Source organism: Corynebacterium tuberculostearicum, from assembly GCF_013408445.1.
Classification (GTDB): domain Bacteria; phylum Actinomycetota; class Actinomycetes; order Mycobacteriales; family Mycobacteriaceae; genus Corynebacterium; species Corynebacterium tuberculostearicum.
Genome location: NZ_JACBZL010000001.1, coordinates 488,330 through 512,110, shown reverse-complemented (window position 1 = coordinate 512,110; position 23,781 = coordinate 488,330). Strand labels below are relative to the sequence as shown.

At 56.8% G+C, this 23,781-nt stretch carries 21 protein-coding genes, 1 tRNA gene and 1 pseudogene; 10 read left to right on the top strand and 13 right to left on the bottom strand.

Annotated features, from left to right (window positions below):
* Window positions 1–157: 157 nt before the first annotated feature.
* The 5 genes from BJ985_RS02425 to secA2 form a co-directional block, all read right to left on the bottom strand.
* A complete protein-coding gene (locus BJ985_RS02425) occupies window positions 158–721 on the bottom strand; it encodes a MerR family transcriptional regulator (protein ID WP_179386489.1) in 564 nt (187 codons plus the stop codon).
* Window positions 722–867: 146 nt separating this feature from the next.
* Window positions 868–1,461 carry a bifunctional nuclease family protein gene (locus tag BJ985_RS02420; RefSeq protein WP_179386488.1) on the bottom strand — a complete coding sequence of 198 codons (594 nt, stop codon included), beginning with the start codon at window positions 1,459–1,461 and terminating at the stop codon, window positions 868–870.
* 38 nt (window positions 1,462–1,499) lie between these two features.
* Window positions 1,500–2,246, bottom strand: coding sequence for a transcriptional regulator FtsR (ftsR, locus tag BJ985_RS02415; RefSeq protein ID WP_005329550.1), 747 nt, complete (start codon window positions 2,244–2,246; stop codon window positions 1,500–1,502).
* Window positions 2,247–2,344: 98 nt separating this feature from the next.
* Window positions 2,345–2,779, bottom strand: a complete 435-nt coding sequence (gene odhI, locus BJ985_RS02410) for an oxoglutarate dehydrogenase inhibitor Odhl (RefSeq protein ID WP_005324732.1) — start codon at window positions 2,777–2,779, stop codon at window positions 2,345–2,347.
* Between the two features lie 85 nt (window positions 2,780–2,864).
* A complete protein-coding gene (gene secA2, locus BJ985_RS02405; RefSeq protein ID WP_179386487.1) occupies window positions 2,865–5,156 on the bottom strand; it encodes an accessory Sec system translocase SecA2 in 2,292 nt (763 codons plus the stop codon).
* A gap of 87 nt (window positions 5,157–5,243) precedes the next feature.
* Here secA2 and BJ985_RS02400 point away from each other — a divergent pair, with 87 nt between their 5' ends.
* The 3 genes from BJ985_RS02400 (at window position 5,244) to BJ985_RS02390 (ending at window position 6,935) form a co-directional block, all read left to right on the top strand.
* On the top strand, window positions 5,244–6,401 hold the full coding sequence (locus BJ985_RS02400; protein WP_179386486.1) for an alpha/beta hydrolase family protein: 1,158 nt from the start codon (window positions 5,244–5,246) through the stop codon (window positions 6,399–6,401).
* Window positions 6,401–6,790 (top strand): YchJ family protein, encoded by a 390-nt coding sequence (locus tag BJ985_RS02395; protein WP_179386485.1) that lies wholly within the window; start codon window positions 6,401–6,403, stop codon window positions 6,788–6,790. Before BJ985_RS02400 ends, BJ985_RS02395 begins: the two co-directional genes overlap by 1 nt.
* A gap of 71 nt (window positions 6,791–6,861) precedes the next feature.
* A tRNA-Pro gene (locus BJ985_RS02390) sits at window positions 6,862–6,935 on the top strand.
* Window positions 6,936–6,986: 51 nt separating this feature from the next.
* Here the strand turns inward: BJ985_RS02390 and BJ985_RS02385 are convergent.
* Window positions 6,987–7,559 (bottom strand): cadmium resistance transporter, encoded by a 573-nt coding sequence (locus tag BJ985_RS02385; protein WP_179386484.1) that lies wholly within the window; start codon window positions 7,557–7,559, stop codon window positions 6,987–6,989.
* Window positions 7,560–7,650: 91 nt separating this feature from the next.
* On the opposite strand from BJ985_RS02385, the gene BJ985_RS02380 reads away from it, so the two are divergent.
* The 4 genes from BJ985_RS02380 to BJ985_RS02365 are packed head-to-tail and all read left to right on the top strand — an operon-like array spanning window position 7,651 to window position 11,151.
* The gene (locus tag BJ985_RS02380; protein ID WP_179386483.1) at window positions 7,651–8,574 is read left to right on the top strand and encodes an ABC transporter ATP-binding protein; all 924 of its coding nucleotides are present in this window, start codon (window positions 7,651–7,653) and stop codon (window positions 8,572–8,574) included.
* A gap of 39 nt (window positions 8,575–8,613) precedes the next feature.
* Window positions 8,614–9,405 carry an ABC transporter permease gene (locus BJ985_RS02375; RefSeq protein WP_179386482.1) on the top strand — a complete coding sequence of 264 codons (792 nt, stop codon included), beginning with the start codon at window positions 8,614–8,616 and terminating at the stop codon, window positions 9,403–9,405.
* Window positions 9,405–10,550 carry a sensor histidine kinase gene (locus tag BJ985_RS02370; RefSeq protein ID WP_005324713.1) on the top strand — a complete coding sequence of 382 codons (1,146 nt, stop codon included), beginning with the start codon at window positions 9,405–9,407 and terminating at the stop codon, window positions 10,548–10,550. Before BJ985_RS02375 ends, BJ985_RS02370 begins: the two co-directional genes overlap by 1 nt.
* Entirely contained in the window at window positions 10,543–11,151 is a 609-nt protein-coding gene (locus BJ985_RS02365) for a response regulator transcription factor (protein ID WP_179386481.1), read from the top strand. Before BJ985_RS02370 ends, BJ985_RS02365 begins: the two co-directional genes overlap by 8 nt.
* Before the next feature lie 44 nt (window positions 11,152–11,195).
* Here BJ985_RS02365 and BJ985_RS02360 read toward each other — a convergent pair whose 3' ends face one another.
* The 3 genes and pseudogenes from BJ985_RS02360 to BJ985_RS02350 form a co-directional block, all read right to left on the bottom strand.
* Window positions 11,196–12,578 (bottom strand): hypothetical protein, encoded by a 1,383-nt coding sequence (locus tag BJ985_RS02360; protein ID WP_236587088.1) that lies wholly within the window; start codon window positions 12,576–12,578, stop codon window positions 11,196–11,198.
* Between the two features lie 178 nt (window positions 12,579–12,756).
* A pseudogene (locus BJ985_RS02355) lies at window positions 12,757–14,053 on the bottom strand (IS3 family transposase).
* Window positions 14,054–14,224: 171 nt separating this feature from the next.
* A complete protein-coding gene (locus BJ985_RS02350) occupies window positions 14,225–14,398 on the bottom strand; it encodes an antitoxin (RefSeq protein ID WP_179386479.1) in 174 nt (57 codons plus the stop codon).
* 171 nt (window positions 14,399–14,569) lie between these two features.
* On the opposite strand from BJ985_RS02350, the gene BJ985_RS02345 reads away from it, so the two are divergent.
* Together BJ985_RS02345 and BJ985_RS02340 are read left to right on the top strand one after the other, a co-directional pair.
* A protein-coding gene (locus BJ985_RS02345; RefSeq protein ID WP_100067808.1) for an IS3 family transposase occupies window positions 14,570–15,762 on the top strand; the annotation gives its coding sequence in 2 pieces (ribosomal slippage) (window positions 14,570–14,849 and window positions 14,849–15,762; 1,194 coding nt in all).
* A 275-nt stretch (window positions 15,763–16,037) separates the two neighbouring features.
* On the top strand, window positions 16,038–17,297 hold the full coding sequence (locus BJ985_RS02340; RefSeq protein WP_179386478.1) for a site-specific DNA-methyltransferase: 1,260 nt from the start codon (window positions 16,038–16,040) through the stop codon (window positions 17,295–17,297).
* On the opposite strand, the gene BJ985_RS02335 is transcribed toward BJ985_RS02340, so the two are convergent.
* The 3 genes from BJ985_RS02335 to BJ985_RS02325 form a co-directional block, all read right to left on the bottom strand.
* Complete coding sequence (locus tag BJ985_RS02335; RefSeq protein ID WP_257020402.1) at window positions 17,294–18,061, bottom strand: CE1 family esterase; 768 nt, start codon at window positions 18,059–18,061, stop codon at window positions 17,294–17,296. The two genes, BJ985_RS02340 and BJ985_RS02335, sit on opposite strands and share 4 nt — an antisense overlap.
* 188 nt (window positions 18,062–18,249) lie before the next feature.
* Window positions 18,250–19,992 (bottom strand): ABC transporter ATP-binding protein, encoded by a 1,743-nt coding sequence (locus BJ985_RS02330; protein ID WP_179387562.1) that lies wholly within the window; start codon window positions 19,990–19,992, stop codon window positions 18,250–18,252.
* On the bottom strand, window positions 19,992–21,422 hold the full coding sequence (locus tag BJ985_RS02325; RefSeq protein ID WP_179386476.1) for an ABC transporter transmembrane domain-containing protein: 1,431 nt from the start codon (window positions 21,420–21,422) through the stop codon (window positions 19,992–19,994). The genes BJ985_RS02330 and BJ985_RS02325 overlap by 1 nt, the downstream gene beginning before the upstream one ends.
* Window positions 21,423–21,459: 37 nt before the next feature.
* Between BJ985_RS02325 and BJ985_RS02320 the strand changes: the two genes are divergently transcribed.
* Window positions 21,460–22,266 (top strand): class I SAM-dependent methyltransferase, encoded by an 807-nt coding sequence (locus BJ985_RS02320; RefSeq protein ID WP_179386475.1) that lies wholly within the window; start codon window positions 21,460–21,462, stop codon window positions 22,264–22,266.
* On the opposite strand, the gene BJ985_RS02315 is transcribed toward BJ985_RS02320, so the two are convergent.
* Window positions 22,263–23,648 (bottom strand): anaerobic C4-dicarboxylate transporter, encoded by a 1,386-nt coding sequence (locus BJ985_RS02315; RefSeq protein WP_179386474.1) that lies wholly within the window; start codon window positions 23,646–23,648, stop codon window positions 22,263–22,265. The two genes, BJ985_RS02320 and BJ985_RS02315, sit on opposite strands and share 4 nt — an antisense overlap.
* Window positions 23,649–23,781 lie beyond the last annotated feature (133 nt).

Here is a 23,781-nt window from a genome sequence, read left to right as displayed (position 1 = left end):
CCGGCACGGGTTCTAAGGCAGAGCTCGACCTCGATCCCGCGAGCCACACAGCGCGGAAAAGGACTGTCTTGCATTGTTGTCTCAAGACGATAGAGATCAAAAATCCACCCTTCTTCCCCGTGAGCTGGGAAGGAGGGTGGATTCTATGTGGTCGAGCTTAGGAGCTCTTGCGCTTGCGACGAGCAGCCAACTCGTCGAGGCCGACCACGTTGTCCTCGGCGAAGTCATCGATGCGCTCCGAAGGGAAGGAAGAAATGGTGCCGGACAGCTCCTTCAAGATGCCCGGAACCGCAATGCCAAAGACGCCCTGGCCGCCAGCGAGCAAGTCAATGACCTCATCGTTGGAACGGCACTCGTACACGGTGGTGCCATCGGAGACAAGGGTCAGCTTTGCCAGGTCATTTACGCCACGATCGCGCAGGGATTCAACTGCCAAACGGATATTCTGCAGGGAAATACCAGTATCCAGCAGGCGCTTCACGATCTTGAGTACCAGCACATCCTTGAAGGAGTACAGGCGCTGGGAGCCGGAGCCGCGCGCCGTGCGGATGGAAGGGTTGACCAGGTTGGTGCGAGCCCAATAGTCCAGCTGGCGGTAGGTGATGCCGGCTACCTGGCAAGCGATGGGAACGCGGTAGCCCACCTCTTCGTCGGGTCCGACGTCGAAAAGCGATTCCTGTACGTAGGTGGTTTCGGACTGGGAGTCCTCGTTAATGCTCACGTAATTACTCCAATGGGGTTTGTTGGAAGTTCTAAAGATCAATTAAAAGCCAAGCACATACGCCCGTCAAGCGCTGCTTGCTCAACTGTCAAGTACAACTTTAGACTTCTCAAACCCCATTGTCACCATTAGTCACACGCGTGTCATTAACTTTTTTCGTCGTCATCCCCCGAAAGGAAATCCTTTTCGTCCATACCCAAAGACCTCATCATGGCTTCAAAATCTGCATCTGCCTGCGCATTTCCTGACGCCGAGGTCGAGGAATCATTGTTTTCGCTGGTCGATAGATTATCGCCTGCGGCGGGGGTGGAAATTTCCAGGTCGAAGTACTCTTTCACATCCGCATCGCTGGCATAAACGGACACCTGGGCAAGGAGATCTGCTTCGGCTGAAATCGGGACGTTGAAATATTCGGACACTGCAAGTGCGTCGCTTAACCGAGAGTCATAAACCTCTCCGTTCGGAGCCTTGATATCTACCATGAAGGTTCCCTGGTGGTAATTGGCAATTTCAATCGCATCTACCCCGCCAGTGCCCTCTAGTACCTCGCAGATTAGATCGTGCGAGGTGGGACGATTTGGCTGGTGGCCGTCTAAAGCGGCAGCTAGTTGCATGCCTTCAATCGGGGAGATCCACACGGGGATCAACCGGTTCTCTTCCGGCCAGCGCAGCAAAGCGCACACATCGTCTTCGGGGCCGACCTGGTGGATACCGTGGAACTCTAGGGATACATCACTCATAACTACCACTCTCCCACAAAGACGGGAGCGTGTGTGTATTAGGAGTGGTATTCGTCGCGCAGATCCGATTTCACCAGAGTTGCGTGCAAGGACACCACGAGCGCGGTCATTTGCTGGGAGATTTCCTCCGCCTTCTGATGCGCGGTATCGGAATTTGAGTGCGCCACTGGAGCCGCTGCCTGGGAGATCAGGTCTGCCTGTCGGCGGGCGTTATTGCGCAGGGACTTGAGTTCACGGGAGCCGAAACCAAATGCCTTAAGTGCCACCGCGGCCGAGACAATGGCTACGTCGTCGGTATTGAAAAAGCCTGCGACATCCGGGCGGATGAGGCCATATTTAACCAAGGAGGCTACATCATCTTCGCTGGCACTAGCTTGGGTAGCCACCTCTACATCGGTCAGGCGGGTGACCACAGGGGCCTTAAACTGCTGCGGCGAGAGCAGGGTTTCCGCATTTCCTGCGGAAACGATGGCGGTCACCTGGCCGGAATCCATGGCTTCTAGCTGCTCGCGGATAACCTTCAGCGGCGTATAGTTATCGCGCTGAGTGGTGAGAATATACCGCAGTCGGTCCACGTCCTCCTGGGTGAAGCGGCGGTAGCCCGAGGCCGTGCGCTGTGGACTGATGAGCCCCTCAGATTCGAGGAAGCGAATCTTGGACACCGTGACGTCAGGGAATTGCTGATTCAGCGTCTCCAAAACCACGCCAATGGACATGGTCTTTGGCTTCTTAGCTTTAGGGCTGGTGCGGCGTACTGCTGCGGCCGAGGAATCTGCTGCGCTCACTGTGTCTATCTCTTAGGGGTACTGAAAGTTCTTATCGTGACATAAGTAGACGACACCGCCCCTCCTTGTAAGGAAGTGCGGCTAGTCTACGAAAATAATTAGCTCTGGTTAGCGATGAAAACCAGGCGGAACTTGCCAATCTGGATTTCGTCTCCTACCTCGAGCACCTGGGAGTTGCGGGGTTCGCGGTTCACGTAGGTTCCGTTGAGGGATCCCACATCAACTACCTCGAACTTGCCGTCATCATTCTTGCGAAACTCCGCGTGGCGGCGGGACACCGTAACGTCATCGAGGAAGATGTCTGCCTCAGGGTGGCGGCCGGCGGTAGTAGTCGCCTGATCCAGCAAGAAGCGGGCACCCGCGTTCGGGCCACGCTTTACCACGAGGAGGGCCTGACCTTCCGCCAAGTTGTCGGTGCCGGCAGCGGTAGCATCATTGCCATTCGCGCCGTTTTCCATCTCCTTGAGCAGGTCTGCGCGGAATACAGATGTGGTCTCTACCTGTGGTTCCGGGGTTCCGGTGTTCTCGCTCATTGTTACCTCCGGGGATTAGTTACGAGTTACTTATAACAATACTAGCGACTCACGTGAGTCCGTGGCCCCTTCGCGGGGAATAATTTCACCGGAAAATGTTTCCGATGCCGCTCAGCACGGAATTTCCCTTGCCCGCAAGGGGGTTATCGGACACCATGTAGGTCCATGTAGCACTCGGACGAGCGAGGCCGGCGTCATCGAGGTGCGCCCCAGCGGCGTCGATAAGCACCGTGCGGAAAGTCTCCACAGACTTGTCGACGGCCCGCTGAGCCAAGTCCTTAAACTCCCTCACCGCAATGCGGTGGTACTCGTCGATCGGCGTCTCACGTGCGATGGCGCGCAGGTGGATCGACTCGCGCACATCGTCCATAAGCTCCAAGTGGTCGGCCCAGGCCAAGTCCAGGTGATAGAGCATAACTTCGCGCGCGGCCTTAATGCGTGCTTCCTCAGGGACCTCCCGTAGCTCTGCTGCGCGCTCCGGAGCGCGTTGGGATAGTTCCTGCCAGGCTTGATCAGTATCCAATAGTTTGGCTCGGCGCTCATCAATAATAATGCGCTGATCCGCCAGAAGCTGGTTATACTTCCAGGTCTGGGCATGAATTTCGAGTAGTTGGCCCTCGGTCACGCGCTGGCAGTGGGCCACGAAATCGCTCACTCGCTTGGATTCAATGCGCCCGTCTTCTGCTGGTTGGGCACGCACTGTCTCGCCGTCGCCGCCTTGCTGGACTACATCGTCTTCAAGGGAGACGAAGAATAGGGACAGGCCCGGATCACCTTGCCGGCCTGCACGGCCGCGCAATTGGTTATCCAAGCGGGCGGTGCGGTGGCGGGAGGTACCGATAACCGCCAAGCCACCCAGCTCCGCTACTGCATCATGGTCAGCTTCGTTAGCGCCGCCCAACTTAATATCGGTGCCGCGTCCGGCCATCTGGGTAGAGACGGTGACGCGTCCAATATCGCCGGCCTCGGCGACGATCTGTGCCTCCTGCTCATCATTTTTGGCGTTGAGCACATTGACGTCAATGCCGCGCTCGCGCAAGGCATCCGCCAGATCTTCCGACTCAGCTACATCCTGCGTGCCCACGAGGATGGGTTGCCCCGTGGCGTGAATGGTGGCTATTTCCTCCACGATGGCGGCGGATTTATCATCGACTGTCGCGAAAATGCGGTCTTGCTCGTCAAAGCGCTGCAGCGGCTTATTGCGGTCGATCACGGATACATGAAGACCATAGAACTGCCGCAGCTGATCGGTCGCCTCCACCGCGGTACCAGTCATGCCGCACACGAGTGGGTAACGCCGCATAAGTTCTTGCAGCGTGATGGTGTCGAGGATGCGCCCGCCTTCGGAAACCTCTAGGCCTTCCTTGGCTTCTACTGCCGCCTGGAGCCCGTCGGGCCAGCGTTGGAGGTCGGCAACGCGGCCCCGGGAGGCGTCGATAAGCTGCAGCTTGCCATCGACCACGATGTAGTGGATGTCCCGGATGAGCAGGGCCTTGGCATGCAGGGCGAGGTTGACCTTCACCAAGATGGTGCCGATATTCTCCTCCGAATAGAGTGAATCAATGCCCAATTCTTGCTCCACGCGGCGTGCACCAGTCTCGGTCAGCTGAACGGTGCGGCCGTCCTCAGAGATGGAGTAGTCCAGCTTCTCGCGCAGGCGGGAAACCACATTGGTGATGTGCCCGGTGGGGGCCTCACCCGGCCGATTACCGGCCAGCACTAGGGGCACAAGGGCCTCATCCACCAAGACGGAATCGGCTTCATCTACGAGGGCAACGTCGCCAGCGGCCTGCACCGTGTGGGAGCGGTCGGTAATTTGATTATCGCGCAACAAATCAAAGCCCAGTTCGTTGACCGGTGCGTAGATAATATCCTGCGCGTAGGCAGCGCGGCGCTCGTCCGGTGTCATGCCCTCTGTTACCGAGGCAACGTTTAAGCCAAAGAACTCCACGACAGGGCGCATCCATTCGGCGTCGCGGGCGGCGAGATAGTTATTGACGGTGACAACGTGGACGCGTTTGCCAGTCAACGCGAAACCTGTAGCCGCCATGGCGCCCACCAAAGTCTTGCCTTCGCCGGTTGCCATTTGGATGACGTCTCCGGTGAGCAGGCGCAGGACTGCCTGGGATTGCACGTTGAAGGGATTCATGCCCAAGGTGCGCTCACACGCTACTGCTAAGGCCGCGAGGAACTGCGCCTTATCGGCGATCTCGCCGCCTTTTACGGCATCGCGTGCGGCTTGGGCTACAGCTGCGTCGTCCTGCTGGCCCAATGCCCTGGCCGCTTCATCGGCTGAACCCACGATGGCCTTGGATTTCTTATCGTTACGCTCGCTTTGCGAGCCCATTGCCTTCCAGAACCAATCGAACGCGCCCATACCTCATCCTCCTTATTTGGATTGCTCCTATCGACTGTAGTCAACCTGGTATGGCTTGCGGGTAAGAGGCCCGTTATTCTAGTTCTCATGCAATCCGTCAACGTTAAGCTGCCTTCGAGCCGGGGTACCGAGATGGCCGGAACCATCGACTTCCCGGACTCTCCCCCGATCGCCTACGCCATCTTTGCCCATTGCTTCGCCGGCTCCCGCCACACTCCCGGTGCTGCCCGCACCGCGAAGCAGCTCACCGAGTTCGGCATCGCCACTTTGCGTTTCGATTTTCCCGGCCTTGGCCAGTCCGCCGGTGAATTTGGCGATACTACCTTTAGCCAAAACGTTGACGATATCCATGCCGCTGCCGCCTGGCTGACGGAGAATTACTCTGCCCCACAATTGCTCATGGGCCACTCGCTGGGTGGCGCCGCTGCGTTGAAGGCGGCCACTACCATGAAATCTCTTAAGGCTGTAGCCACCATTGGCGCCCCCTTTGATCCTGCCCACTCCGTGCTTCACTATGCGGACAAGATCGGCGAGGTCGACGCCAACGGCGAGGTGGAAGTCATCCTCGGCGGCCGCGGCCTTATCATTTCCCGCAAGTTCCTCGAGGACTTGGCGGATACTAACCCCGAGGAATACCTGCCCAAGCTCCGCAAGCCATTGATGGTATTGCACTCGCCCATTGACCAGACGGTGGGTATTGACAATGCGCAAAATATCTTCCTGCTCACGCGCTACCCCAAGTCCTTGGTTTCTTTGGACAAGACCGATCATCTGCTCACGAAGCAGGGCACGGCAGCCCGCGCTGCGGATCTCATCGGTGCGTGGGCCGAGCAGTTCATCGTTCCTGACTACCGGCCAGAAGAAGTAGGAACCGACGCCGCCGTTGCGCAGCCGGCCACCGGCACCAGATTCGGCGTGGTCGTCCGCCACAATGACCACAGCCTCAGTGCCGACCGCACGAAGAAGAATGGCGGCAAGGGTAAGGGCTTTACCGCCGAGGGTCTTATTATGTCTGCTCTGGCTACGGCCGCGACCCAAGCAATCAAGGATGCCGGCAAGAAGCTTGCGCTTGACGACGTCCACGTGAGCATCACCCAAACCGGCCCCGCCAGCTTTGAGCGCCGCATCGAGCTTAAAGGGAACCTGTCTGCATCAGAAGAATCCACGCTGCGCTCTGCCGCGAAGGACACCGATGTGGAGCGCATGATCGGCAACGTCACCATCGTGGACGTGGACGCGCACTAATGGCAGCCTTTGATTCCTCGCGCCGCTGCCCGTGCGGCACCGGCCTGACCTACGGAGAGTGCTGCGGCAAGTACCATGCCGGCACCAATGCGCCTACCGCTGAGGCGCTCATGCGCTCGCGCTTTAGCGCCTTTGTTACTGGCGACGAAGCTTATCTGCTCCGTACGTGGGATCCCGATACTCGCCCTGCAACACTCGACTTGGCTGATTCTCCCGTCCGGTTTTACCGCCTTGATATCCTAGACACCCAAGCAGGCGGATTGCTCGATAATTCCGGCGTGGTGGAGTTTGAGGCCTTTTATAAAGGCGCGGCCGTTGGCTCACAACGCGAGCGTTCTTCGTTTCGCCGCGTGGGCGGCGCTTGGGTCTACTCCAGCGGCGAGTTTTAGCGCAGGTTACACCCCAAATTTCACAGTAGAATCCTACTGATGTAATCTAGACAAGTCGCACAGTTCGACGGCGGGCTATGGCGCAGTTTGGTAGCGCACTACACTGGGGGTGTAGGGGTCGCAGGTTCAAATCCTGTTAGCCCGACAAAAAGTTCAGCCGGCACCGTGAAGGTGCCGGCTTTTTCTATTCTGCGGTTTACACCGCAAACAAGATCGCAATTCCTAACAGAATTAAAACCGCGGGAAACAGTACGCTTTCCCATTTCTCCAGTGCTTCTGCAATGCCCGGCCGCGTGGCCACAAACCGCGCTGCCCACACTAGGGGCGCCACGAGGATTAAGAAGGCCACGCAATAGATCGCTACCTCAGCCGGCGCAGAGGTGGTAAACACTGGTACATAGACGCCGATATTGTCGCCACCGTTGGCGAAGGTCACCCCGGCTACCGCAAGTGCGCTCAGCCTTTTGCCCGAAACGTCCTCATCGTCATCCTCACCCCGGAATGCCTGCCACGCTGCCCATAGGCCTAAAAGCAATGGAATGAGACCAAAGTAGCGAATCAAATCCTCAGGTAAAACAGCATTAAAGCCCAGTCCGACAATGGCAGAGGCCGCTAGTATGCCGAGAAACCCCACATACTGACCTACCAGAATCGCGGGCGTCGTGCCCTTGCGCCCAGCACCACGGGCGAAGAAGAGGGACAACACCACAATGTCATCGATATTGGTGGCCACGAATAGTCCAGTAGCCGCTGCGAGAGTAGTAAGCACTTTCCTACCTTATCGCGGCATGACACTTGTCATGAAAATGTGTTGACAGATCCTATTCATCATCTTTGCTGGCTACGGATACTTTCCAGGTATGAGAACTACAGATCCATCTACCGGACAACCGCCAGCTATAGACGTATCCGGAGTCAGTAAAGCCTTTGCCACGAGATCCTCCCATCCCGTCCATGCGCTCAGGGATATTTCCTTCAGCATCGCCCAAGGCGAGATCGTAGGCCTATTAGGCACCAATGGAGCAGGCAAAACCACCCTATTCGATCTCATCCTCGGGCTCACCACACCCTCCTCCGGCAACATTTCCGTGCTCGGACACACACCGCACGCTGCGATCCGCGCGGCGCAGATTGGAGCCGTGCTGCAAACCGGTGGCCTGCTACCTGAGCTCACAGTCCTGGACACCCTGAAGATGATTTCCTCTATCTTTCCTGAACCCTTGCCTGTCGAGGAAGTTTCCAGACAGGCCGGCCTAGACCTTATCCTGCACCGCCCAGTGGGCAAATGCTCTGGTGGCGAGCAACAACGTGTGCGATTCGCCCTAGCTCTTGTGGGCAATCCCCAAATCCTATTGCTCGATGAGCCAACAGCTGGCATGGATGCTCAAGCGCGCCACGAGTTCTGGTCCACCATGCACAGACAAGCAGACCAGGGACGCACCATTGTCTTCGCTACGCACTTCCTCGAAGAGGCAGACAATTTTGCAGAAAGAATAATTCTCCTGCATGAAGGAAAGCTGCGCGCAGATGCTAAGGCCACAGAACTACGCGAACAGTCGGGCAAGCGCATAGTCGAGGCGAAATTCGACGGCACACCTTTAAATGCGAAAGAGCTACCCACCGTCACCGAGGTTTCCTTGTCTAACGGCTACGTCCGGATGACCACCCGTGACTCCGATGTACTTGCGAATTATCTTCTCAATCACACCTCGGCCCATGACCTGACTATTCGCACACATTCCTTAGAGGACGCATTTCTTGCTTTGACGTCATCCCAGTCCTAACCCGTCTCTCCGTTGGCTACTTCGTGAAAGGAATATTCAATGACTGCACAGTCAGCAACAACCAGTGCGCGCACTTTCGGGTTTGCCATCCATAACTTGTTGCGCCTTCGCCGTAACCTTACCCCGCTGTTTTTCAGCACGTTCTTGCCGGTATTTTTCTACCTGCTCTTTGGCACCATGATGGATTTTGGTAATGCCTCCTTTAAAGGCGGAAACTTCGCCGCCTTAGAGATGATCAGCATGGCCCTTTACGGCGGCGTCGCTGGTTCCGTCTCCGCCGCTGGCTCCGCCGTGACAGATACCAAGACTGGGTGGGCGCGCCAATTAGCACTTACTCCCCTGCATCCACGGCAGATTCTGTGGGCAAACCTGATATCCATCGGCTTTCAGGCACTGCTTCCCATCACCGCGGTGTTTATCGCCGGTGCCATGACACAAGCTGCAATGCAACCACACCAATGGGTTTTAGCCATTATCGCCTGCGTCCTAGTTTCCATTCCCTTTGGCTTTTATGGCTTGGTGTGGGCCATGGCTTTGCCCACCGACAATTCTGTCGCAATCGCCTCGACCTCCGTTGTCCTCTTCCTCTTTGCCGCCAATGTATTCACTCCCCTTACCGAGCCGCTGATGGAATTGGGCCGCTTCACTCCCCTCTTTGGCCCGGTTGTGCTCGCCCAGTGGCCCCTTGCAGAAGGCATGCAGTTTCTTAACGGGGAGGAAGGCACCGTGTCGCACCCCATGTGGGCCGCATGGTTAAACTTCGCGGTATGGACGACCATCTTTCTCACCGCTTGCCTGGTGCTGCGCTCCCGCGACAAGGCGCGCCGTTAATGGGCCCCTTTCACGAGCCGTGGCGCGGTTTTAGCCTCAATAGCGCGCTTTTCGCCAGCGTATGGTTGGTCTTCCTCATTCCCGGGTTGGTGATGACCTTTGCCGCGCCGGGCACGACGCTCGCTGGACGAATTGGGGCTTCTGCGTGCGTTCTAGCGTTTAGTGCTGTCTACTTCTTTTCTTTTGGCGCTGTGGGCTACTACCCACGCGGATGGCGGTTAGGACAGCGGATCGGGCTTTATTGGGTGTCACTCGCGGCCATCGCAGCGACATCAATTGGTTTCTTCGGGATTATAGCCGTCACGTTTGTGCCTTACCTGGCGGCGCTGCTCGGCTTTAACCTTCCGCTACGCCGAGCATTAGCGCTCACCCTGCTAATGGGGACCGTGCTCGCCACCACCTCGTGGTTCTTCGCTCCTGAAAGCACCGGCTGGGCCCTGATAGTCCTTTTCGCCTGGCCGATACTACTAGTACTGTTAGGTACGTTTTCCCAGCGCGAAGATAGCCGCGCTGAATTGGAACATGAATTGGACTTGGCACGCCAACGCGAGGACATCGCTACCGATGTTCACGATCTCTTGGGCCACTCTTTAACCGTTATCAACCTCAAATTAGAGCTTGCCCGCCGTCTAATAGATTCGGATCCGCAACGGGCGCAGCAGGAGCTCCAGGAGGTGAGCGCGCTTTCTCGGAGAGGCTTGGCGGAAGTCCGCTCCACAGTAACCCGGATGCGCATGCCCACTTTTGAAGGGGAAATCCACGCGGCTTACAGGGCTCTCGACACTGCCGGCATTGTGTCGTACTTGCCCCCAGCGGCCAAAAGCGCTGGGCTTTACGACGCCGAATTTTCCTGGGCGCTGCGCGAGTTGACCACAAACGTAGTCCGCCACTCAGGCGCAGCGCACTGTTGGGTCCAGGTGACAGACCACCAACTCCAGGTGGTGGACGATGGCTGCGGGTTTGACGCTGACGAAAGCCTTTCTCGTGCCCACGGTGGGATTGTCGGTTTGCGCAAACGCATAATAGATGCTGGCGGACAGCTGCTCTTTGCGCGCCGCAATGGCTGTACTCTGGCCTTGGTTACTATGAATGGTGACACGGATTTTCTTCCTCTTACTACCGTCGGAGGCTCAGGCAATGACTGATCCCATCCGAGTTCTCATTGCTGAGGACCAATCATTGGTGCGTGGGGCGCTAGTTGCCCTCTTGGACACAGAGCCGGATATCAGCGTTGTGGCTGAGTGCGCAACGGGCGCGGAAGTTGCAGGGCTCGTCGCCAAGCATGGCGTCGATGTTGCCCTACTCGATATTGAAATGCCCGTTAAGAACGGTCTTGATGCGGCCGCTGAACTAGAGGGCACGGGTTGCCGCAGCCTGATTGTCACGACCTTTGGGCGCAGTGGCTACGTCAAACGTGCTTTGGAAACGGGCGTAGCTGGCTTCGTAGTCAAGGACACCCCACCCGAACAACTTGCCGAAGCCATTAGGCGAGTGCACGCCGGTCTAAAGGTCATCGACCCTGCATTGGCCCAGGAGACTATTTTCACGCCGGACAATCCACTAACCACACGCGAAAAGGAGGTCACACGTCATGTCTTGGAGGGGAGCGACACCCGCCAGATTGCCGGGCACCTTCACCTGAGCACTGGCACAGTGCGCAATATTGTCTCTTCGCTCATCGCCAAGACAGGAACTGGGAACCGCTATGAGGCAGCAACCACAGCGCAGGCACAAGGGTGGATATAGAAAAAAGAGGAGCCCGCTGCGGGTCCCCTTTATTGCTTGACTTCCTATTCTGGCTTCTTTAGCTCAAGGACATTGACCATGCCCTGAAGAACCACGTCCATCACCTTGGAAGCTAGGTTGAAGTAGAAATTAGCCGAGTGATAGCGCAGGGCTCCTACAGTACTCAACTGCGAGAGGCCGTGGATGCAGGCCCACAGCGCCGCAATCTGGGTAAAAAGAATCCATGGCGATCGAGGTCCATTCGACTCAGAAATGGCATCGCGCACCAGATTCATGATGAAGGTAAAGGCCTTACCCATATCAAATGGCTGCTCACTATCGCCGGACTCATCGAAAGAGACGGGCACGATCGAGCGGCTCGAAACCTCAATGAGGGCGACAAAGCCGACGGGGTCTTCTAGCGCATACTCCAAATACCCGAAGCCGGTTGCCTTAATATAAGCCAGCCCGTGGGATCCTTCCGGCACGGCCTGGTTCTGGCGCATGATTGCTAGCGTATTGGCTTCATCCAAAGACTCTTCCAAAGAGCGCAGCAGGTGAGAATTACCGTCGAAAAGATGCTCCGCGTCTGCCAAATCTACGCCCGCTCGCGCAGCAGCAGAGCCGAGATGCAAGCTAGGAAGACCGTTATAGACAATCTCTTCGGCCGCACCACGGAAGATGGCTGCACGCTTTTCCTCAATCGTAGACTTTGGCATGTCCTTTGCTGCTGTAGTAAACGGTTCCGCTGGATCGCCAACGAGTGCTTGTGGTTCAAAGGGCGCAATCTCCCCGTCACGCAAGCTATCTTCCAAGCCAGAGAACAAAGTCTCAATGCAAGCATTAAAGGTCTGCTTCTTCGCCGTGGGCGAGAGATGACGCATAATGCCGAACGTGGCCAAGTGAGTAATGCCCTGCAACTCAGACAAGAAAGTAAGTGCTTGGATCACTACCAAACGGTGATCAAAATCGCCGCGTGCTGCAATGGCGGCTTCCCGCATGTGTTCAAGCATCCAGCGGAAAGTGGGTGGGAAGGCATCAAAGCTTTTCGACTCTTCGATGCCGTCCTCAAAGTTGGGAAAGCTCGTTGCCGTCTCGCAGTTGTTATAGGCGGCGAAGTAGGTGGGGTTATCAAGAGCCAAGTTGAAGTAGACCTTGGCAGACTCGCGAAGTTTCTGAATCGCGGTCGCGTCATCTGGCAGTTTATCGAGCGCCTCGTAGGCAGCTACTCGGAGACGCTCATCCAAGAACCGGCTGGTCTGAATGTAAAGGTCGTGGTCATCTTCAAAGAAAGACTTAGCTTCATCGACTGGAACAGCGATCTGCTCCGCCGCAGCACAAACCTTTAAAGCGTCGCGCCCACCCTTAGCCAGGATACGGGCACTCTGCTCCAGCAAGCGCTGCTTAGTGGAGCCCGCAGGGGAAACGGTGCCTTCAAGATTGTTCACAAATATAATCCTAGCGATTTCATGCAAATTTGCTTGGGATACGTTCACTTTATTAGTTGAGTCACCCACAAACAGGTGGGAGCACCAATATAGACCTTTCCCGGCGTTGTACCACTGGTCTTCATATAACTTTGGCCCCCTGCCTGAACTGGCCCCCGAAAGTTGGACTGGTTTAATTCTAGGCGGTTAGGGCTTCAAGGGTCTGATTTCGATATTGCATCGGGGTCAGACCCTTGAGTCGTTGTTGGATGCGTTCGGTGTTGTACCACTGGATGTACTCGTCGATGGCCTGGTTGAACTCTGCGACGGTGTCGAAGACTTCTCCGTGGTACATCTCGGTTTTCAAGTGCCCGAAGAAATTCTCCATGACCGCGTTGTCGTAACAGTTGGCTTTACGCGACATTGACTGAACACCACCGTTGTCATGAATCAGGTTGCGCCAGGACGAATGCTTGTACTGGAAACCTTGATCGGTATGCATCATCCACCCAGGCTCAGGCGCACACGTTTTAATCGTCTTAGTTAAAGAATCGGCGGTAAACGCTGTCGACGGCGATGTAGCCACGGTGTGGGCAACGATTGAACGGTCGAACAGATCCATCACCGGTGACAGGTAGACCTTGCGGCCTGCGACCCTGAACTCGGTGACGTCGCTAACAAAGACGGTATTTGGCTTATCTGGAGTGAACTTGCGGTCAAGTGTGTTGTCGGCAATGTGGCTGATCGTCCCGTTATAAGAAACATATCGCCTGCGCTGGCGGACCTTGGCTCGAAGCCCCATCTCGCGCATGAGTTTGTAGACGAGCTTGTGATTGACCACCCACCCCTGGTTGCGCAGGTCAAGTAGCACTCGTCGGTAGCCATAGCGATGCTTGTTGCGCTCGAAGCTTTCCCAGATCGCGTCTTTGAGCGCAGCGTGCTTATCCGGATCGCTGAGTCGTTTCTGGTGATAGAAGAATGTCGACCGTGCCATGCCGGCCGCATCCAAAAGGTAGTGCAGACGATGCCGTGACTTGAGGATGACAATCGCCTGGACCTTCAGGCGTGTCCCTGATTCCTCAAGTCCCGCAATTTTTTTAGATATGCGTTTTCCGCTTCCAACCGCGCGATCTGGCGACGCAGCTTCGCTTCCTCCGAAAGCGGCTTCGGCGTGCCCGAACCCTTGGGCCTGCCCTTCGGCTTCGGTTTTAGTGCCTCATCGCCACCTTTACGCCATTTCCTCGACCATCCGCCGACCAAGTGCTCTGATGACAGGCCAAACTCGCGCGCAAGATCCATCGCTGTCTCACCAGAAAGGTGGCGTTGGACAACTTCGGTCTTGATTTCGAACGAATACTGCTGCTTAGTCGGTTTTTCCACAAGACATAGTCTGCCATGCAGCTTAAACCGACGACAGAGCATACGGGCGGCGTATGTGGAGACACCAAGAGCAGTAGCAGCGGCACGATAGCCCACGCCTTGCTCAAATAGTTCAACCAACTGCTCCCGCTGATGCTCACTCACCAAACTTCGAGCTCTCAATGAAAACTACTCCCCACTAATCGGAAACTGATTTCTCAGTCCAACTAATGGGGAGCAGTTCAGCCCTTACGGGCTGGGGGCCAAAATAGAAAGTAGCCATTCACCCTTCAAGCGGGCGAAGCTATTTACTCGTTACCGAGCTTGCCGTCAGCTGCGTCACGAGCCTTGTCGATCTGGTCAGCCTTGTCCTCGCCGAGCTTGCCCTTAGCTGCGTCAGCTGCCTTGTCCAAGCCCTTGTCGCTGAGCTCTTCGCCCTTGTCGGAGTTCAGTGCGTCCTTTGCCTTATCGAAGATACCCATGTGGTTATCCTTTCTTCTAGTTCTAGCTTTATCTAAAAGCTGCCGTGTCCGGCAACACACCCCAACGTACCGACAATTGAGCCAACATGCCACCGAAAAGGGACCTGACCCCTGTTTGGTGGACACCTGATATCCAGCCCAGTCGGGCTGGAAGAAAGGTAATCTACCACCATGTCCAGGTACTCCGAACAGTTCAAACGCGATGCCGTGGCCCTCTACGAAAACAATGAGGACCTCTCACTGAACTCAGCATCAGCAGAGCTCGGTATCAACCGTGCCTCGCTGCATTCTTGGATCAAGAAGTACGGCACCGGCAAACGTGCCCGCACAAAAAGCATGCGCGACAAGGTCCAAGCAGCGAATGATTCCGAACGGATCCGCCAGTTAGAAAAAGAGAACGCAAAGCTGCGCGAAGAACGTGACATCCTGCGCAAGGCCGCGAAATATTTTGCCGAAGAGACTCACTGGTGATCCGCTTCCAGTTTGTCTATGACCACCGAACCGAATTCTCGGTTAAGCGGATGTGCCAGGTGTTAAAGCTCAATCGCTCCTCGTTCTACAAATGGGTGCAAACCCGCGAAGAACGCAGGTTAAAGACGTGTTCGGATGCTCTTATTGGTGCAAGAATCAAGACCATCTTCGATGATGAATACGGGCTTTATGGTGCTAAACGCATCGCTGCAAGCCTTAAAGCCGATACGAGCTTTGGCCCGATAAATCACAAGAAAGTCGCACGAATCATGAAATCCATGGGACTTAAAGGCTTTACCAAACGCCGCCGATGCGTCACTACCAGGCGTAAGCCTGGTCACCGCGTCATGCCAGATCTAGTAGGCCGCAGATTCACAGCTGACAGGCCAAACCACGTCTATGTAGGCGACATTACGTACCTGCCGTGTAAGGGCGGCAAGAACATGTACCTGGCCACGGTCATCGACGTCTACTCGCGCAAACTTGTCGGACATGCACTCGCCGATCACATGCGGGTATCACTGGTTATCGAAGCTTTGTCCCATGCCAGGAAAGTCCGCGGAAGCCTTAAAGGGGCAATTTTCCATTCTGATCACGGCAGCGTGTACACCTCACAAGCCTTTAGGAACTATTGCTCGTCGTTGGGTGTGCGCCAGTCTATGGGAGCGGTAGGAACGAGTGCTGATAACGCCCTAGCAGAATCGTTTAACGCCACGCTCAAGCGGGAAATCTTGCGTGACAGGAAAGTCTTTGACAATCCGATCTCCTGCCGCCAAGAAGTCTTCCGGTGGTGCATGCGCTACAACACACGCCGACGGCACTCCTGGTGCAATCTTTCAGCTCCTGACGTCTTTGAAGCCGAGAATTCAGCTACACTGACTAGAGCAGCATAGCTAACCCCCGACGTGTCCACTTTCCGGGGGTCAGGCCCAAGTCTTCGGTCACTAGACCAAACAAATTTTACCGCCCCGCACCGCGATTGTTCTCAGGGGCATCCAGACACCCCCGCAGCCTATCGAGCACCCAATAAGGCCTGCCGCTTTAGCCCTACCCTAGCGAAGTATAAGCAAAATCAGGGTGCACAATTTAGCTTCAGGCCAAATTTCCTCAATCTTGCAAGTGATAGCGTAAGACGGTATCGACGATTTACCAACGAAGGCTTCGCACCATGGCTTCACCTACCTCAGTGCCACCGTCCACCCCGGAACCGGGCACGGAATTCTTTGGCTTAGTATGGCCAGGTAAAGAGGCTGCCCGAGCAGCTGCCAGATCGCCGCTGAGCCGACGTTTCACGCGTGATTCCGCGCTCAGCACAGCCTGCGACACGGACAACGCGATTATTGCGGCAGATAATCTTCCGGTTCTGCAAAGGCTCGCCTCCCGCGGAGAACTCTTTGACGTTATCTATATCGACCCGCCTTATAACACGGGCAAAGACTTTGTCTACCGCGATAACTACCGATTGCGCCGCCAGATGCGTTCCGGAAGCTATGCAGAATGGCACTCGCAATGGCTGTCGATGATGCTTCCCCGACTCATCTTGGCCCGAGACGTACTTTCCGCACAAGGTTTCATTTTTGTCTCCATTGGAGAAGACGAAGTGGCCAATACGCGCAAGGTACTCGATGAAGTTTTTGGAGAGGAGTGCTTTGCCGGCCAATTGATTTGGAAAAAGGCCGGCACCGGCAAGAACGATTCTAAGTACGCGGTGGTAGAACACGAATATATTCTGTGTTACGCCCGTACTCCCGACAATCCGGGGTTCAATGTCGATCTCCAAGGTCACACTTCTACCAAATACAACCATGAGGATGACAAAGGGAAGTACTCCTTGGTGCGTTTGGACTCTAAGACCCTTGGGTATCTTCCCTCCCTCGACTTCCCTATCTCTGGGCCCGACGGCAAGGAATATTGGCCGGACCAGCCGGTGGGAAAAGAAAAGGTCGCCCGTTGGCGCTGGGGCCGGGATAAGGTTGAACAGCGCTTCGATGAGCTCGTCTTCCGGCGAGGTTTTGTCTACACCAAGAACTATCAGAAAGTTGGTGCACGCCCGCGCTCAATTTTGGACGGGGAGCGCTTTGGGGTCACCCGCACTGGCAGGCGCGATGCTGAAGACGTCATGGGGATAGAGGGCGTTTTCGAGTTTCCCAAGCCGGTGCGCTTGATAAAGCACCTCATTTCCATTGCGGGTGGAAAGGATGCGCGCGTCCTTGACTTTTTTGCGGGCTCCGGCACCACTGCCCAGGCGGTAGTGGAACTCAATAACGACGATGGGGGCACTCGGTCTTTTCACCTTGTGCAAATTCCAGAGCCAACCTCCCCGCGTAGCGCTGCTCATCGCGCGGGCTTTTCTACCATTGCAGATATTTGCATTGAAAGGGTGCGCAAGGTTCCAGGCGCTAACTTTCAGGTCTATCGCCAGGACTAAGTCTGTGCGGTACCAGACGGGCGACCGGGAATGCCGAAGAAGTCTAGGACGCGGTCGGTAGCGAAGAATTTTCCTACCTCATTGTGTGCATCTGCTGTACCACCGGGCCATACGTGTGAGCCTCCGGCGATACGGATGTGTTCAAGCGGTGCGGTACAGCCGCTCCACTTCATATCGAGTGCATTGTTGACCAGGCGGGTCGTATCGACATTGGTAGAGCAACCATTGCGTTTACGGTCTTGTTCCAGCACGGATTCCACGGAATAGTACTTGGTCTTATGGCGCGTTCCACCGTAGTAGCCCACCACGGGGTCCACAGTGCCGTGCATATCCAATCGGCCCACGGGTGAATGAGCACAGTCTTTGAGAATATCTTTGTAGTAGGCGGCGGAAACTGTAGCCACGGATTTAAAGACATCGGGCATCTGACAAGCCAGGTAGGCGGCAAACCCGCCACCGTTCGACATCCCGGTAGCAAAAATCCGGGAGTCATCTACCCGATACGTTGCTCGAACGGCATCAATGATGTCGCGAACAAATTTCTTGTCTTCTGCCGTTGACGTCTTGGCATAGGGAGCAGGGCTCCAAGCCTTCTTTTTGCCTTCTGCGAAAACGGTGATGGCATCAGCGGCATCGAGGCGAGAATAGCCGCGGAGATTTTCGGCAGATTGTCCCCAGCCTGGAAAGGCCAGGACGATGGGCCACTTTTTCTCCCCAGTGTAGTCTTTGGGCACGCTGAGGATAAAGGAACGCCCCGAGGGCAGATTAACTGTTGTATAGCTTCCCGGCTCGGGTCCGCTCAGCGGTGCGGAGGTTGGAATACCTAGGTTTTTCGTCTCAGTTGGGACTGCTTGAGGCGCGGAGTCCGGCGAATCGGCCGAACATGATGCGCCGGCAACCGCAAGGAAACTCACTGCTACTGCGCCTAACACGACCCGTAGCGACCTCGCGTTCATCTTTGTCGTCCCTTCTGCCATGCGGTCCATAATTGCTTGTAGCGGCCACCATAATTTAACAGTTCGTGGTGACTGCCTTGCTCCACCACCCGCCCGTTATCCATCACGGCGATGCTATCGGCTCGTGCGGCTTGGTCTAGTCGGTGCGCCACTACCAGTGCGGTACGCCCACGGGTGACCTCTGTGGCGGCTTCTTCCAGAGATTCTGCCCCCACCGATCCGGCCTCTGCGGTGGCCTCATCCATGATGACGATCTTGGGATCTAAAAGCAATATTCGCGCCAACGCAAGTTGCTGCGCTGCTACTGGGTCTAGGTGGATCCCCCGAGCGCCAATGACTGTATCTAGGCCCTCTTCTAACTGCGCATACCACTGTGCGCCGACGCGCTGTAGTGCATCTTCCATTTGTGCGTCTGAGGCTTGCGGGGCAGCCAAGGACAAATCTTCGCGCAGGGTTCCTGAGAATACGTGAACCTCTTGGGAAATCATCGCTAAACGCGCCACCCGTTCGGAATCAGAAAGGGCCGATACCTCTACTCCATCGACCACGACTGTTCCGGCAGCAGGCACCCGCAGTCCGGCTAGAAGAGCAGCGACCGTGGTCTTTCCCGCACCAGAGGCTCCCACTAAAGCTACGGTGTGTCCAGCGGGAAGCTTAAGGTTTACGTCTTGCACAGCCCAGCCGCCGTCATCGTAGCGAAAGCTCACTTCTTTTAATTCGGCAACTCCACCTGGGGTCGGGGCGCCGAAGTCTGGCACCGCCCGTGGCGGATCCATGACCACCCCAACTATCCGTGACAGGGAGGCATAGCCGGATTGAACGGTATCGATGACTCGCATCAATCCCATGAGCGGACCGCGCAAGCGAATAAGAAGGAGCATGGCCGCGGTGACTGCGCCAACGGTGAGGGCCCCAGACTGCACCACCCAAAAGCTAACGACCAGACCGCAGACCAGCATGACTAGCTCAATGACCGTCATCCATAGCTGCAGGACCATCATTGTCCTTCGCGCAGCGTAGCCCTTGTCCACCACCTGTGCGGAGGCACGTTCAATACCGGCATGCATCTGGTCTTCCATGCCAAAGGCGCGCACAGTCTCTCGCCCGCGAATTGCCTCCAGGAGCCTGCGTGCCCGTTCCGCCATGGCAGCGCGTTCGTCGGTATAGCGCTGTGGAGCGCGCTGCAGGTACTGGCGCGCAGCAATGAAATATAACGGCGTAACTGCGCCTACTACCAGTAAGTATTGCCAATTGAGGCTGACTAGTGCCACCCCGGTGGTTGCGATGGCGAAGACGGATTTCGCCAGCACAGGAACGGTCTCGGTTACGGCTGCCGATAGTTCTGCTACGTCGTCGGTCGAGCGAGAGACCAAATCCCCAGTGCCGGCTTCCTCCACACGGTGGGTAGGCAGGCGGAGAGCGGTAGAGACCATATCTTCCCGCAAAGCGGAGATCACGCGCTCGCTCAGGCGCGAAAGGACATAGAACCCCGTCGCGGAAAACAGCGCGGAGACCACAGCCACCAGCACCAGCGAGATACCGATGGGCACAATGTCGCCGTGATCAATGACAGCGTCAACGATCTTTCCCAATAGGATGGGGATCGCTACATTGCTGCCGGCGCCTGCGGTAAGCAAGGCCAAGGCCGCTGCGGCTTGGGGGCGGGCACCGGGGACGTCGGAAAGCTGGCGGCCCACTTCCTTACGCACTTGGGGCCAAGAGGCCGTGGGAAAACGCATCATAGCTCCGCCCCCACTGTTGCCCACGCCGGCGAAGTGGTGAAGACAAGCGTGGGCTTAGAACCGCGGTGATGCGCCACCCGCTGGGCAATTTCCTGCTCGGTCACCGAATCCACCGCGGTAGTTGGGTCGGCCAAAACTAAAATTTCTGCGTCGGCAGCAATGGCTCGTGCAAGCGCCACGCGCTGTTGTTGTCCACCAGAAAGGTTTCGGCCGCCTTCTCCCACCTCACGGTCCAACCCGCCCGGGATATCTTCCCCTGCAGCTACGAAGAGGGCTCGTTGTGCACTCGCGCTATCCGGATGAATATTGTCCCGCACGGTCCCCTCGAAAAGCATAGTTTCGTGTGGAACAACCAGGAATCGCTCGCGCGGCAAAAAGACGAGATCCTCTGGAACAGGTTCGGGTACCACGTTGACCCCAGGAGCGGGGGCTGGAACCTGCGGTTCGCTCTTTTCCACCCCGGGGGCGGCAAGGAGGGCGGTAATGCGCTCAGCGCTTGCCTGTGCTGCCGCCCACCGCGAGGCAATATTTCGGCCCAGCATCGTCATCGGGGTGATAATGAACTGCGTAAGGCCGATGACCGTAATGAGTTCACCTACGCTCATCATGGAGCGCATAGCCATCATTCCTGCACCAATACCCACTGCAATGACATATACCGAGCCCAAAATCTCCGTAGTCGCATTAAGTCGGGCTTGGGCACCATTGGCTTCTACCGTTCGCGCATAGGCGTCACCAGACACCGCGGAATAACGCCTACTCACTGTGGCTACAGCGCCCAGGCCCTTAAGGATCCGCAGGCCTTGGACCACATCGGTGGTCATGGAGCTGGCTTTGGCCAACGCCGCTTGGCGGATTCCGGAACGCGTACGCAGAGGCTTTGCCGCGCGCACTGAGCCCCACACCATGAGCGGCCCGCCGCACAAAATGGCTATGCCTAAAGGCAGGTTAATACGGCTAGCCATAATCGCCACATACACAATGGCGGTGATCTCAGCGACGGGAAAGACCGTCATCATGACGGCATTCTGCACGCGCCGTGCGTCCGTGGAGGCGATGGCCAGTAGCTCGCCGGCGGTGCGAGGCCTGCCCGCAAGGCCCCGCGGATCCTGAATCCTATCCGTGATGGCCATGCGGACATCGTGCCCAATTACTAGCATGGCTCGCGCGTTGAGGCCGCGTCCGAACCATGCGGCTATGGTATTCAGACCAAAAGCTGCCCCCAATACCACCAGCCACATGCCTAGTCGGTCAACGGATCCTTTCGACACAGCTTCATCAATGGCATGTCCCACGATCACTGGAGTCGATCCGTTAAGCAGAAAAGAGACAGCCATGCAGAGCGCGGCCGGCACAGTGAGGGATGGACGAGAAAAGACGGTCTTTAGCAGCCACCTGGGATCTGATGGTGCAGGAAGTGTCTTCATAGGCTGCCATTCTAATTCGCGGTAGGTTAGATGGGCTATGTCGACTCGCCACCCCGATCCCAGCCACTTCCCTAGCTACCGCAAGGCCTCCACTAGACAAGGCCCCGGCTTCCGCGATGCCGCGCAACGCACCGCTTCCGCCCAGGCCTTCCGCCGCGGCGCGAGCACCTATCATGATGTGCGCCCCGGCTATCCGGACGAGGTTTCTGCCCTTATTGCTGACGCCCATACCGTTGCCGATATTGGCGCCGGTACTGGAAAACTCACCGAGTCCCTACCCAATGCCCGGGTTGTGGCTCTGGAGCCCTCCGCTGATATGGCCGGAATCCTCGCAGCCCACCTCCGCCTGCCCGTCCTTCGTGCTACGGCCGAAAACACCGCGCTTGCCGACGCCTCCTTAGACGCCGCCTGCCTCGCCCAAACCTGGCACTGGGTCGACGTGCCAGCCGCCTGTGCAGAGCTTGACCGCGTCCTCGCGCCGGGCGGGAAGATTCTCCTGGTGTGGAACACGCTCGATGTCAACGCGGACCCCTGGATCCTGCGGCTATCTCGCATCATGCACTCCGGCGATGTACATAAGCCAGGCTTTTACCCGGACTATACGGCGCCGTGGTCTTTGGACCGAGAGCTGCGCTTGACCTGGGAGAACGAACTTACCCCGGAGCAGCTTCACCAATTGATGCATACCCGCTCCTATTGGCTGCGCAATGGCGAAGCCATCCATGAGCGTATGACCCACAACCTGGATTGGTACCTCTACGAGCACATGGGATTTAAGCCGGGGCAAAAACTACGCATCCCGTACCGCACGGATGCCTTCGTGCTGGTACGGGATTCGGATTAGAGCAGGACCTGCGCCAGTAGCGAGCCCACCACGCAGGAGGTGAACACCGAGATGGCGCCAGGGACAAGGAAGGAGTGGTTGATGACGAACTTGCCAATGTGAGTGGTGCCCGTGCGGTCGAAGCCGATGCAGGCTAGGTCCGAAGGGTAGGTTGGCAAGATGAAGTAGCCATACGCTGCGCCGTAGAAACCGACGATAATAGCGGGATCGATGCCGAGCTGCAGGCCAATCGGAGCGATGGCAACCAGGGCGGCGGCCTGGGAGTTAACCAGCTTGGACACGATGACCAGTACCACCGCGTAGGCCCACGGGGCGGCCTCGACCACGGACCCGAGGTTGGATTCTAGGACATCGATATGGGCTTCGAAGAAGGTATCTGCCATCCATGCCACGCCAAAGACCGAGAATACTGCGGTCATACCGGCCTTAAAGACTGGCGTGGACGCGATCTTCTTCGGGTCAGCCTTGCAGCTAAGCAAGATGATTGCGCCGGCAACAAGCATGACCATCTGGATAACCAGGTTCATCGACAGCGGGCTCAACTCGCCATCATCGCCTGGGACGAGTGGGCGCAGGAATTCGAACGCACCGAGCGCGACCACGCTGGCGATAGCCACGAGGAAGATAACCACTGCTCGTTTTGCTTCCGGCGAAAATTCTTCATCCATCAGCGATCCGGTGGACTGGTGAATGCTTTCTGCAAACTCCGGATCCTTCATGCGCTCCTGGAATGCCGGGTCCTCGTCCAGGTCCTTACCGCGGCGCAGCGACCACAGCGAGGCAAGAATGACACCGGCAAGCGAGGCGGGCATAGCCACCATGAGGATCTGCGGAATGGAATAGGCGTGATCGATAGCACCGGCGTTTTCCGCGATGATGGACGCTAGGGATACGGTGGCCACAGATACTGGCGAGGCCGTAATACCCATCTGAGCCGACGTTGATGCCACGGCCATGGGGCGCTCTGGGCGGATGCCCTTCTTCAGGGCAATGTCCTCGATGATCGGAAACATCGTGTAGACCACGTGGCCCGTACCGCACAGGACCGTCAGGAACCAAGTGGTTAGCGGCGCGAGGATGGTAATGCGCTCTGGGTGGGCGCGGAGAAATTTCTCGGCAAATTGCATCATCACTTCTAGGCCGCGCGCCTGTTGCAAGGTGGCGGCGCAACCGATGACCGCAATGATGGTCAGCATCACGGATACCGGCGGCTCACCCGGGGCGAGGCCGAAGACAAAGACCATGAGCATCAAACCGATGCCGGAAATAAGTCCTAATCCGATACCACCATAGCGAGTGCCCAATAGCAGGGCGCTGAGGATGATGATGACCTGGAGCACGATGGCCAGAATTGAATCTGGCGCAATTACGCTGGCTAGCATGCTGAGCCTTCCATCACGAGAGAATATTTGACTGGTTATATCCTATCCAGACCCACATGACCGGACATAAACGGAAAGGCGAGCGAATTCTCACACCGTGTCCGGTGCAATGATCGCTCGCCTGAGTGCTATA